This is a genomic window from Humidesulfovibrio sp. (assembly GCF_035560995.1).
In the GTDB taxonomy this organism is placed as follows: Bacteria; Desulfobacterota; Desulfovibrionia; order Desulfovibrionales; family Desulfovibrionaceae; genus Humidesulfovibrio.
In genome coordinates this window covers 1-11656 of sequence record NZ_DATMYK010000122.1, presented here as the reverse complement: position 1 = coordinate 11656, position 11656 = coordinate 1, and the positions used below count along the sequence as shown (strand labels likewise).

Annotated in this window: 11 protein-coding genes; 6 read left to right on the top strand and 5 right to left on the bottom strand. The window is 65.0% G+C overall.

Going from position 1 to position 11656, the window contains the following annotated elements; translation table 11 throughout:
* A partial coding sequence (locus VN419_RS04905) for an Hpt domain-containing protein (RefSeq protein WP_325645046.1) occupies nt 1–334 on the top strand: 334 nt, incomplete at its 5' end.
* Between the two features lie 75 nt (nt 335–409).
* Here the strand turns inward: VN419_RS04905 and dapB are convergent.
* The 4 genes from dapB to uvrB are packed head-to-tail and all read right to left on the bottom strand — an operon-like array spanning nt 410 to nt 6781.
* Nucleotides 410–1201 (bottom strand): 4-hydroxy-tetrahydrodipicolinate reductase, encoded by a 792-nt coding sequence (gene dapB / locus VN419_RS04900; protein WP_325645044.1) that lies wholly within the window; start codon nt 1199–1201, stop codon nt 410–412.
* A gap of 16 nt (nt 1202–1217) precedes the next feature.
* Nucleotides 1218–3743 carry an NAD-dependent DNA ligase LigA gene (gene ligA, locus VN419_RS04895; protein ID WP_325645042.1) on the bottom strand — a complete coding sequence of 842 codons (2526 nt, stop codon included), beginning with the start codon at nt 3741–3743 and terminating at the stop codon, nt 1218–1220.
* Nucleotides 3740–4777, bottom strand: coding sequence for a potassium channel family protein (locus tag VN419_RS04890; RefSeq protein WP_325645040.1), 1038 nt, complete (start codon nt 4775–4777; stop codon nt 3740–3742). The genes ligA and VN419_RS04890 overlap by 4 nt, the downstream gene beginning before the upstream one ends.
* Complete coding sequence (uvrB, locus tag VN419_RS04885) at nt 4778–6781, bottom strand: excinuclease ABC subunit UvrB (RefSeq protein ID WP_325645038.1); 2004 nt, start codon at nt 6779–6781, stop codon at nt 4778–4780.
* An 87-nt stretch (nt 6782–6868) separates the two neighbouring features.
* Here uvrB and VN419_RS04880 point away from each other — a divergent pair, with 87 nt between their 5' ends.
* Nucleotides 6869–7360, top strand: coding sequence for a hypothetical protein (locus VN419_RS04880; protein ID WP_325645036.1), 492 nt, complete (start codon nt 6869–6871; stop codon nt 7358–7360).
* 43 nt (nt 7361–7403) lie between these two features.
* Here VN419_RS04880 and crcB read toward each other — a convergent pair whose 3' ends face one another.
* Nucleotides 7404–7781 (bottom strand): fluoride efflux transporter CrcB, encoded by a 378-nt coding sequence (gene crcB / locus VN419_RS04875; protein ID WP_325645034.1) that lies wholly within the window; start codon nt 7779–7781, stop codon nt 7404–7406.
* Between the two features lie 71 nt (nt 7782–7852).
* Here crcB and VN419_RS04870 point away from each other — a divergent pair, with 71 nt between their 5' ends.
* From VN419_RS04870 to VN419_RS04855, 4 genes are all read left to right on the top strand, one after another.
* Nucleotides 7853–8434: a class IV adenylate cyclase gene (locus tag VN419_RS04870; RefSeq protein WP_325645032.1), complete on the top strand. Its 582-nt coding sequence runs from the start codon at nt 7853–7855 to the stop codon at nt 8432–8434.
* A 94-nt stretch (nt 8435–8528) separates the two neighbouring features.
* A complete protein-coding gene (locus tag VN419_RS04865) occupies nt 8529–8840 on the top strand; it encodes an ATP-dependent Clp protease adaptor ClpS (protein WP_325645030.1) in 312 nt (103 codons plus the stop codon).
* A 5-nt stretch (nt 8841–8845) separates the two neighbouring features.
* The gene (clpA, locus tag VN419_RS04860) at nt 8846–11224 is read left to right on the top strand and encodes an ATP-dependent Clp protease ATP-binding subunit ClpA (protein ID WP_325645029.1); all 2379 of its coding nucleotides are present in this window, start codon (nt 8846–8848) and stop codon (nt 11222–11224) included.
* Nucleotides 11221–11656: leucyl/phenylalanyl-tRNA--protein transferase (locus tag VN419_RS04855; protein WP_325645026.1), on the top strand; the 436-nt coding region annotated here is incomplete at its 3' end. The genes clpA and VN419_RS04855, both read left to right, overlap by 4 nt.

Sequence of the window (11656 nt, the reverse complement as noted above, 5' to 3'; positions counted from 1 at the left end):
CATTGATCCCGAATGGCTGGCGCGCATGCAGCGCACCAAGCCCGCCTTCCTGTGCGAGCTGTTCAGCATGTTCCTGGTCGATGAGCCTAAGCGCCTGGCCGCCCTCGCTTTCTGCGTGAACGCCGCGGACATGGAGCAGGCGCGCTATTTGGCGCATTCCATAAAAGGAGCCGCCGCAACGCTCGGGCTCATCCCCCTGCGCGACGCCGCACGCGAGTTGGAATTCGCCGCACGCGACGGCCAGGCCGAGGAACTCGCCAAGGGTCTTGCGCGCATACAGGCCGAGGCCGAGACCGTGTTCGCGGCCATGCGCCAAGCCATGCCCAAAGCCTAGCGCCCCACATTTGCAAAGCAAAGCGCCGGACCCCATCACGGGACCCGGCGCTTTTGTTGGTGGATTCGTTGACTTTTAAAGCGTGTCGCCGATGTTGAACAGGCGCTCGGGCTCGCGCTTGGCCAGCCATTTGGCGGCGCGCAGCGCGCCCTGGGCGAAGTTCTCGCGCGAGTGCGCCCGGTGGGTGATCTCGATGCGCTCGCCGGGGCCGAAGAAGTAGGCCGTGTGGTCGCCCACCACGTCACCGCCGCGCAGGGCCACGACGCCAAGCTCCTTCTCGCCGCGCTCGCCGATGATGCCGTCGCGCGCGTGCTTCTTGACCTCGTCGTAGTTCCAGCCGCGCGCCTGGGCCATGCACTCGGCAAGTTTCAGGGCCGTGCCGCTGGGCGCGTCCTTTTTACGGCTGTGGTGGATCTCCATCATTTCCATGTCATAGGCGGGCCCCAGCATCTGCACCAGCATGGGCAACACCTTCAGAAGCACGTTCACGCCCACGCTCATGTTCGGGGCCAGCAGCACGGGCACGCGGGTGGCGGCCTCGTTCACTATGGCCAGCTGGTCGGGCTTCAGGCCCGTGGTGCCGATGACGATGGGATTGCCGTGGCGCTTGCAGATGCCCACGTGCTCCACAGTGGCCTCCGGCGAGGTGAACTCCACCACCACGGCGCGGGGATACTGGGCCAGCACGGCGTCCAGGTCGTCGGAAACCAGGCAGTCCAGGCTCTCCAGCTCGTCCAGCCTGTCCTTGCGCTCGATGACGGCCTTGAGGGCCAGTTCGGGGTCGTTCTGGGCCAGGCGCACCAGGGTGCCGCCCATGCGGCCGCAGCCGCCCATGATGATGACGTCGGTGATGAGATCGTTGGCCATATGGCTGTCCTCCGAATTAGGGGGTCGTTTTCTTGTGGGATTCAAGCATATCCAAAAATTGCCGGAAGTCCAGAATGGCCACGCCCAGCTCGCGGCCCTTGGCCACCTTGCGCTCCGTGGCCTTTTCCCCGGCCACCACATAGTCCACCTTGGCCGAAACCGAGCCCGCGCACGTGCCGCCAAGCTCCTCCACGAGGGCTTGGGCCGCAGGGCGGCTCAGGCCCGGAACGCCGCCGGTGAAGAAAAAGACCTTGCCGTGCAGGGGCAGATTCTCCGCGCCGGGCGCAACGCCGCCTCGGGGCCACACGCCCAGTTCCTTGAAGCGCGCCAGCATGGCCTGGTTGCCCTCATTAGCGAAGAAAGCGCGGATGCTGGAGGCCACCTTGGGGCCCACGTCCTTGAGCTTCATGAGCTCGGTCTCGTCCGCCAGGGCCAGCTCGTCCATATCGGCAAAGCGCCGGGCAAGCTCTTTGGCCGTCTGTTCGCCCACCTGCTCTATGCCCAGCGCCGCGATGAAGCGGGCCAGGGTGGCGCTTCTGCCGCCCTGCTCCACGGAGTTCACGAAGTTCTCCGCGCTTTTGGCGCCCATGCGCTCAAAGCCTTCCAGCTGTTCTCGTGTCAGCGTGAACAGATCAGCCGGAGACTTGAGCAGGCCCTCCTGCGCCAGCCGCTCGATCCATTTCTCGCCCACGCCGTCCATGGCCAGCCCGGCCTTGGACACGAAATGGGCGATGCCCAGCACCACCCGCGCCGGGCAGGCATGATTGGGGCAGTAAGTGAATTTTTCCTCGGTCACCACGGCGCTGCCGCAGGCCGGGCAGACTGTGGGGAACGGATAGGGGCCGGGGCGCATCACGCCGGTGCGGATGATCCTCTTGACCACTTGCGGGATCACATCACCAGCGCGCTGGATCACCACAAGATCATTCAACTGCACGTCCAGCTCGCGAATGTGGCTGGCGTTGTGCAGGGTGGCGCTGGAGACCACCACCCCGGCCACGCGCACGGGCTCAAGCTCGGCCACGGGGGTGAGCACGCCGGTGCGCCCCACCTGGATGTTGATGGCCTTGAGGATGGTGCGCGCCTGTTCCGGAGGGAACTTCAGGGCCAGGGCCCAGCGCGGGGCGCGGGCCGTTGCGCCCAAAAGTTCTTGCAGCGCCAGGCTGTTCACCTTGGCCACAACGCCGTCGATTTCGAAGGGCAGCGTGTGCCTGCGCTCCTGCAGATCCAGATAAAAGCGGGCCACATCCTCGGCCGAGGAGCAGACGCGCGAGCCCGGCGCGGTGGCCAGGCCCAGGGCCGCGATGCCGCGCATGACGGCCTCCTGCGTGGTCCAGGCCAGCGTGCCTTCCGTCTCCGCCATGCGGCCCACGCCATAGGCCAGAAAGCTCAAGGGCCGCGCGGCCACGATGTTCGGGTCCAGCTGACGCACGGACCCGGCGGCCGCGTTGCGCGGATTGGCGAAGGGCTTGAGCCCGGCGCGTTCCTGGGCCTCGTTCAGGGTCGCGAAGGCCGCAACGCCCATGACCACCTCGCCGCGCACGTCGAGCAGCGGGGGAACGCCCCAGGGCGAGGGCAGCAGCCTGCCCCGGATGTTCTGCACCATGCGCAGGTTGGCGGTGACGTCCTCGCCCACCTCGCCGTCGCCGCGCGTGGAGCCCACGGCAAAGGCTCCCCCCTCATAGGTCAACTCGCCCGCCAGGCCGTCCATCTTGGGCTCGGCCCAAAATTCGTTCAGCGCCGCGCGCACGTCCGGGCCAAGGTCCTGCGCCAGGCGCTCAAGCCTCGGTAAGGGGATCGCCCCCCTGCGCATGGTCGGCGCAGGCGGTGCAGACGGTTCCGCCGCCACCGGAGTGTCGAGAAAATCCAACAAAGAGGCGGGCCGCTTGGATGTGCTTGCAGGCTGTGCTTCAGGCTGGGCAGCAGACCGGGGAACAGGCTGTCCGGTTGCGGCATCGCCCGGCGTTTCGATTGGAAGAACAGGCCGCCAGACCTTGGAGCACAGACGGCGGACCTTGATGGCCAAGGCTTCCCAGCCCGGTGGGGCCGAACCGGCCGGACCGGGCGCAAGCAGGCAGTCCGTCACCATCTTGCGGAGTTCCGTGCCCAATGCGGCGCGTTCGTCCTTTTTCTTGTCCGCGCTCACTACCAGGGCCCGGCCGATGCCCTGTTCGATGTCCGCCAGAAGCAGCTCGGTCACGGCGTCGCGAAAGGCGTTGGGCAGCTTCTGCTCCGCAAACTCGCGCCACTCGTCCAGGTTCATGGCGTTGTCCAGGCTCATCATGGGCAGGGCGTGGCGGTGCGTGGCGAAGCCCTCGGCCACCTGCCCGCCCACGCGCCGGGTGGGCGAGTTGGGGTCGGCAAGCTCCGGGTAGGCGTCTTCAAGTCCGGCCAGTTCGCGGAACTTCGCGTCGTACTCGGCGTCCGTAATCTCCGGGCTGTCGAGGACGTAATAGCGGTGGTTGTGGTATTCCAGCTCCTCGCGCAGCTCGTTCACGCGCTGCCGGGCTTCATCAAGAGGGGGGATGCTGTTCTGGCTCACAAATGCTCGCTGATGCGTTGCAGGTCGATCTGCCGGCCCAGGGTGATCAAGGTGTCGCCGCTGCGCAATTCCTCCCTGGGGCCGGGGTTGAACACAAGTTCGCCCGACTCGCGCTTGATGGCCACGATGATCAGGTCATAATCCTTGCGGATGTTCGAATCCATGATGTTTTTGCCTACAAAGACGGATTTCTCGCTGATGCCGAGCTGTTCCATCTGCAGGTCGATGTCTCCGCGCACAGCCAGGTCGAGGAAGTCCGTCACCGTGGGCTTGAGCACGGTATGGGCCATGCGCACTCCGCCGATCAGGTGCGGCAGCACCACGCGGTTCGCTCCGGCGAATTCCAGCCGGGTGATGTGCGAGGCGTTGTTGGCCCGGGCGATGATGGAAATATTCGGGTTCAATTGCCGTGCGGTGAGGGTCACATAGACGTTGGCCGCCTCGTCGGTGAGGGCGGTGACGATGGAGCGCGCGCGCTTGATGCCCGCGCAGACGAGGAGTCCGTCATCCGTGGCGTCGCCCGCAAGGTGCATGATGCCGTCGCGCTTCAGCTGCTCCACAAGCGCCGGGTCGTGCTCGATGACCACCACATCGGAGCTGACCTTGAGGATCTCCTGCACGACCACGCCGCCGATGCGGCCGTAGCCGCAGACGATGTAGTGGTTTTCAAGCTTGTCTATGCGCCGCTGCACTTTGCGCCTCCACAAAAGATTATGCAGATGCCCGTCCACAAGCATCCGCGAAAATGAGCCGACGATGTAAGCGAAGTTGCCCACGCCAAGGATTATGATGGCGGAAGTCAAAAGCCGCGCCCTGTCGGAAAGGGGCTGTATCTCGCCAAAGCCCACAGTGGAGAGCGTGATGACCATCATGTAGAAGCTGTCGATGGCATTCCAGCCTTCGACGAACATGAACATGCACATCCCCGCGACGAAAATCACGAGCATGATGCACAGGCCCAGCACGAACTGGAACAGTGGCCCCCATTTGTCCCGGATGGCCCTGATGCGGGCGAGATTCAACGCTGATGCCATCTATTCTCCCAGCTGCAGCAGGCGCTCGCGCAGGGCAAGCACACGGTCGCGCAGGGCCGCCGCACGCTCGAACTCCAGTTCCTTGGCCGCTTCGCGCATTTCCCGCTCCAGGGCGGCAATTTCTTTCTTAAGCCGCTTGGGGTCCAGCTCGCGCAATAGTTCGTCCGGGGTCGGCTCCTGCCCCTCTGGCGCCACATGGGCCGCCAGGGCGCCCAGGAGGTTGTCCAGTCCCTTGATGATGGTCTGCGGCGTGATGCCGTTCTCTTCGTTGTACTGAAGCTGCTTTTCACGTCTGCGGGCCGTCTCGTCAAGAGCCGCGCGCATGGAGGCGGTGACCGAGTCGGCGTAGAGCATGACATGCCCGCCAGCGTTGCGCGCCGCGCGGCCAAAGGTCTGGATGAGGGAGCGCGTGCTGCGCAGGAAGCCTTCCTTGTCCGCGTCCAGAATGGCCACAAGGGAAACTTCCGGGATGTCCAGGCCTTCCCGCAGCAGGTTGATGCCCACCAACACGTCGAATTCACCTGTGCGCAGAGCCTGTATAATGGCCATGCGCTCCAAAGTTTCGATGTCGGAGTGCAGGTAGCGCGCGCGCACGCCCATCTGGTTCAGGTAGTCGGTCAGGTCTTCGGCCATGCGCTTGGTCAGGGTGGTCACAAGCACGCGCTCGTTTCTGACCACGCGGGCCTTGCACTCGCCGAGCAAATCGTCCACCTGGCCCGCCACGGGGCGTATCTCGATCTCCGGGTCCACCAAGCCCGTGGGCCGGATGACCTGCTCCACCACAAGCCCCTGGGCGCGGTCCAGCTCCCAGGGGCCGGGCGTGGCCGAAATGTACACGGCCTGATTCAGGCGCTCCTTGAATTCTTCGAAATTGAGCGGCCGGTTGTCCAGTGCGCTCGGCAGACGGAAACCGAAGTCCACCAGGGTGCTCTTGCGCGAGAAGTCGCCGTTGAACATGCCGCCCACCTGGGGCACGGTGATGTGGCTCTCATCGAGAAAGAACAGGAAGTCCTCCGGGAAATAGTCGATGAGCGTGGCCGGCGGCTGGCCCTTGGCCCGGCCGTCCAGGTGGCGCGAGTAGTTCTCGATGCCGTTGCAGTAGCCAAGCTCCTCGATGGTCTCCAGGTCGAACATGGTGCGCTGCTCCAGCCGCTGCGCCTCCACCAGCTTGCCCTGCGACCGGAACTCGGCCAGACGCTGCTGCAGTTCGTCGCGGATGGCGTCGGTGGCGCGCTTCAGATTGTCCTGGTCAGAAACATAGTGGCTGCCGGGGTAGATGACCGTCTTGCGCATGATGGAGAGCACCTGCCCGGTGAGGGCGTCCGTCTCCTGGATGCTCTCGATCTCGTCGCCGAAAAAGGTCAGGCGCAGGGCCTTGTCCCGGCTGTAGGCCGGGATGAGTTCCAGCATGTCGCCGCGCACGCGGAAACTGCCGCGGTGGAAGTCCACATCGTTGCGCTCGTAGTGCACTTCGACCAGGCGTTTGATGAGCTCTTCCAGGCTCATATGCTGTCCGGTCTCCACCGGGATGATCATCTTGGCGTAGTATTCCGGCGAACCCAGGCCATAGATGCAGGACACCGAGGCCACGATGAGCACGTCGCGCCGCGTGAGCAGCGCGTGGGTGGCCGCGTGGCGCAGCTTGTCGATGTCGTCGTTGATGGACGAATCCTTCTCGATGTAGGTGTCCGAGTGCGGAAGATAGGCTTCTGGCTGGTAGTAGTCGTAATAGCTGACGAAGTACTCGACAGCGTTGTTGGGGAAGAGCCCCTTGAACTCGTTGAACAACTGTGCGGCCAGGGTCTTGTTCGGCGCAAGCACAAGGGCTGGCCGGTTCAGCCGGGCCACAAGGTTGGCCACGGTGAAGGTCTTGCCAGAGCCGGTGACGCCAAGGAGTACCTGGTCGCGCACCTTGGCCCTGATATTGGCTTCAAGCTCGGCAATGGCCTGGGGCTGGTCGCCCTTGGGCACGAAATCGCTGACAAGTTCAAACGCTTTGGACATGATGCCGGTTCCTTAAGCGCCCTGCCCCTTGTGCCGGGAGGACGAACAGACTACATTGGCCCTTACGAAATCAGCCGGAGGCCAGCCGTGGAAATCAATATCATCGCGCCCGAACGTCCCCTGCCCATCGACAGGGCCTATGCCGTGTCCATGACCATTAAAAGCTTCAAAGGACGCCGCGACGTCGAGGTGCACCTGTTCCGCAGCGCCTGGGACCCGGAGGAAGAAGAAGCCATCGACTGGGACAAGCTCTTGGCCGCACAGGGCATGGGTGAAGCGCCTGAAGCCGCCGGAAGCCGCCGCGTGATCCTGGAAGCGCTCATGCCCGCCGAGCGCGACGCCATCATCGCCTACCTGAAGGAACACTACGCCAACAGGCTTTCCGCCATCTTCAGCGCGCCCATCCCTTTCCCGGTGCCCATCGGGCTCATGGCCCTGTCGGACATCAGCGAAGGCAAGAGCATCGGCTTCATCCACTTCGAGCGCATTCCACATTTCAACCTGGGCTTCGCCCTGCGCGGATTCTACGATTTGAGTCAACATCCGCCCATCGTGGAGACCGAGGCCGCTGCCGGATAAGCCCAATAAGGGAATCCGGCTTGGGACCGGCTGCGCTTGTGGCCTAAAAAAGACGCCCCAGGGCCAGCCCGGCGATGATGCAGACCACGCCGAGCACCGTCTGCCCCAGCAGATTGGCCGAGGCCGCCAGCCATTGCCCATGCTGCATGAGGGCGACGGACTCGAACATGTACGTGGAAAATGTGGTGTACGCGCCCATGAAGCCGGTCAACACATAAAGGCGCATGTCTCCCGGCAGGCCGCTGCGGCTCTCCACCACGGCGTAAACCAGCCCGAACAGCAGGCAGCCGCTCAGGTTCACCAGGAAGTTGCCCAGAGGGAAGCCCTCGCCCGCAAGGCGCTGCACGTATCCGCTCACCCAGAACCGGGCCAGGGTGCCCGCGGCGCCCGCGAGGCAGAGCACGAAATATTTTTGGAGCATCAGCTCTCCCGTCTATGCCGTTATGCGCGAGGGGAACCCTAGCAGCACGGCCCCAAGGAGAAAAGCGGAAAATGGCGCTGGAAATCGAGATCAAGTTCCTGGATGTCGACCACACGAACCTGCGGACCCGGTTGGCGGCCCTTGGGGCCAAGCCCTTGGGCAGGCACTTCGAATCCAACGTGGTGTACGACGACGCTGGCAGAAGCCTGAAGGGCAATGGCACTCTGCTTCGTCTGCGCGAAAAGAACGGCCGCAGCATCCTGACCCTGAAGACCGCAGCAGCAGCAGGCTCCGCCCTGGCGAAGGTGTACGAGGAGTCCGAGACCGAGGTGCTGAACGCCCCGGCCACGCGGGAGATTCTGGCGGGTCTGGGCTACCTGCCCGCCCTGCGCTATGAGAAAGTCCGGGAGACGTGGCTTTGCCTGGACTGCGAAGTGTGCCTGGACACCCTGCCCTTCGGCTCCTATGTTGAGATAGAGGGCACGGAGGCGGACATCGCGGCCTGCGCACGGGCATTGGACCTGCCGCACAGCGCCGCATCCAAGGCCACCTACCACGACTTGAACCGCCTGCACCGCGAGAAGAACGGCCTGCCCGCCGACGAATCCTTCGTCTTCGACGAGGCGGCCAAAGCCTCGCTGCTGGCGGGGTGAAGCGCAGACGAAACATTTCCCCCCTCGACAAATGCGGACAAGTGCCTAACATGTGCAGCATGAGAAGAGTTCACGGCATCGGGAGCAACGGTCAATGAGCGGCGGCACGGATACGCGCCAGGCCCCAGGCCTGGATTACGCAAACGAGACGCAGGAGCCCAGGCGCTTCAAGGTGCTGCTCCACAACGACGACTACACCACCATGGAATTCGTGGTGCACGTGCTTACGCGCGTGTTCCATAAGGCCGAGCCGGAGGCCATGCGCATCATGATGGCCGTGCACAAGCAGGGCCTGGGCATGTGCGGCGTCTATACGGCCGAAGTTGCCGAAACCAAGGTGGACACAGTCCATACCATGGCCAAGGCCGCGGGGTACCCCCTGCGGGCGAGCCTGGAGGAGGTCTGACGGACATGTTGAGCAAGGGCCTTGAAGCCGTCCTCACCAGCGCCTTCCACGAAGTGCGCCGCCGCCGCCACGAGTACCTGACCCTGGAGCACCTGCTCTACGCCATGACCCACGAACCCGTGGGCAGCAACATTCTGGATGCCTGCGGCGCCAATGTGGAGCGCCTGCGCAGCCAGCTTGAGGGCTTTTTCCGCGACCACATGGACCCCCTGCCCGCTGACACGGACACCGAGGTGGTGCAGACCTTGAGCGTGCGCCGCGTGATGCAGCGCGCCGTGTGGCAGAAGGAATCCTCGGGCAAGGACCTGGTCGAGGTAGGCGACGTCATCGCCGCCATGTTCGAGGAGGAGGACTCCTTCGCCGTGCATTTTTTGAGCGGCCAGGGCGTCACCCGCCTGGACGTGCTGGAATACATCTCCCACGGCCTGCGCGAACCCGGCGGCAGCGAAACTCCCGGCTTCGGCGAGGGAGCGGGCGAGGATGAGGCCCCGGAACGCCCGGCCCAGCGGCCGGACGGCCAGCAGCGCAAGAGCGCCCTGGAGGAATTCACCCGCGAGCTGACCGCCAAGGCGCGCGCCGGGGAAATCGATCCCATAATCGGCCGTGCGGCCGAGCTGGAGCGCATGGTCCAGGTGCTGTCGCGGCGCCGCAAGAACAATCCTATCCTGGTGGGCGACCCCGGAGTGGGCAAGACGGCCCTCGCCGAAGGTCTGGCGCTTATGATCGCCCAAGGCAAGGTGCCCAGCCAGTTCGCGGAGTCCAAGGTATACGCCCTGGACATGGGCGCGCTTCTTGCCGGCACCAAGTACCGGGGCGATTTCGAGGCCCGGCTCAAGGCCGTGCTGGCCGAGCTCAAGCGGGTACCCGGCGCCATCCTCTTCGTGGACGAGATCCACACCATCGTTGGGGCGGGCTCGGTCTCCGGCGGCAGCATGGACGCCTCGAACATCCTCAAGCCCTTCCTGGCCGCGGGCGAGGTACGCTGCATCGGTTCCACCACCTTTGAGGAATACCGCAATAATTTCGAGAAGGACCGCGCGCTTTCGCGCCGCTTCCAGCGCATCGACCTGGTGGAACCCAGCGTGGACGAGACCGTGGAGATCCTGAAGGGCCTCAAGCCCTATTACGAGGACTTCCACGGCGTGGTCTACACCCCGCCCGCCCTCCGCTCCGCGGCGGAGCTGTCCTCGCGCTACATCGCCGAACGCTTCCTGCCGGACAAGGCCATCGACGTACTGGACGAGGCCGGGGCGCAGTTCAAGCTCTCCACGCGCCCACGCAAGAACCAGCGCATCACCGCCCAGGATGTGGAACGCGTGGTGGCCCGCATGGCGCGCATCCCCCTGCGCCGCTTGAGCGGCACGGACAAGGACCGCCTGCAGAACATGGAGGACGAGATCCGGAAGGCCGTGTACGGCCAGGACGCAGCAGTGGGCGTTCTGTGCAAGGCCATCCGCCGTTCCCGCGCGGGCATGAAGCAGCCGGGCCGCCCGCTGGGCGCGTTCCTGCTCACCGGCCCCACGGGCGTGGGCAAGACCGAGCTCTCAAAGCAGCTGGCAAGCGTCATGGGCGTGCAGTTCCTGCGCTACGACATGAGCGAGTACATGGAGAAGCACGCGGTCTCCCGCCTCATCGGCGCGCCCCCGGGCTACGTGGGCTTCGATCAGGGCGGCCTGTTGACCGAGGCCGTGCGCAAGAACCCGCATTGCGTGGTGCTGTTCGACGAGATTGAAAAGGCCCACCCGGACGTGTTCAACATTCTGCTCCAGGTCATGGACTACGCCACGCTCACGGACAACACCGGCCGCAAGGCCGACTTCCGCCACGCCATCCTGCTCATGACCTCCAACGCCGGGGCGCAGGAGCTGGCCAAGGGCGGCATGGGCTTCACGCGCAATGCCGAAAGCGACCGCAAGAGCGGCTCGCTCAAGGCCATAGAGCGCCTGTTCAGCCCGGAGTTCCGCAACCGCCTGGACGCCATCGTGCCCTTCGGGTCGCTCAACCGCGAGATCATGCTCAAGGTCGTGGACAAGCACGTGCGCGAGCTGGCCGAGCAGCTCAAGGACCGCCGCGTGAGCGTGCGCCTGACCGACGCCGCGCGCACCCGCTTGGCCGTGCTGGGCTTTGATCCTGCCTACGGAGCGCGGCCCATGGCCCGCGTGGTCCAGGTGGAGATCAAGGACGCCATCGCGCCGGAGCTGCTCTTCGGCAGCCTGCAAAAGGGAGGCGCCGTGCTTGTGGATCTTGCGCCGGGAACGGACCCGGATGCACCGGCCAAGGCCGGCGGCACGAACTGCGGAGAGTGCTCAGGCGAATTCGTGTTCCGCTACACGGCCCATGAACTGACCGCGCCCCAGGTGGCGGAACCAGCCCTGGCGCAGTGACCATCTACCGTCTCTTCGACGAGCCGGTGTTCCCCGATCCGGCTGAGGCCGACCCGGACGGGCTCTTGGCCGTTGGGGGCGATCTCTCGCCCCAGCGGCTCATCTCCGCCTACGCTCAGGGCATCTTTCCCTGGTATGCCAAAGGCTCGCCCATCCTCTGGTGGTCGCCGGACCCGCGCTTGGCTCTTGCGCCGAACGAACTGCACGTTCCGGCGAGCCTCAGGCGCGTGCTCAATTCCGGCCGCTTCCGCTTCAGCCTCGACTCGGCCTTTGGCAGCGTCATCCGGGCCTGCGCCGCAACGCCCCGGCCGGAGCAGGAAGGAACCTGGATTCTGCCGGAAATGATCACCGCTTATGAGGCCCTGCACGGCCTGGGCATCGCCCACAGCGCGGAAGCCTGGCTGGGGGACGAACTGGCGGGTGGGATATACG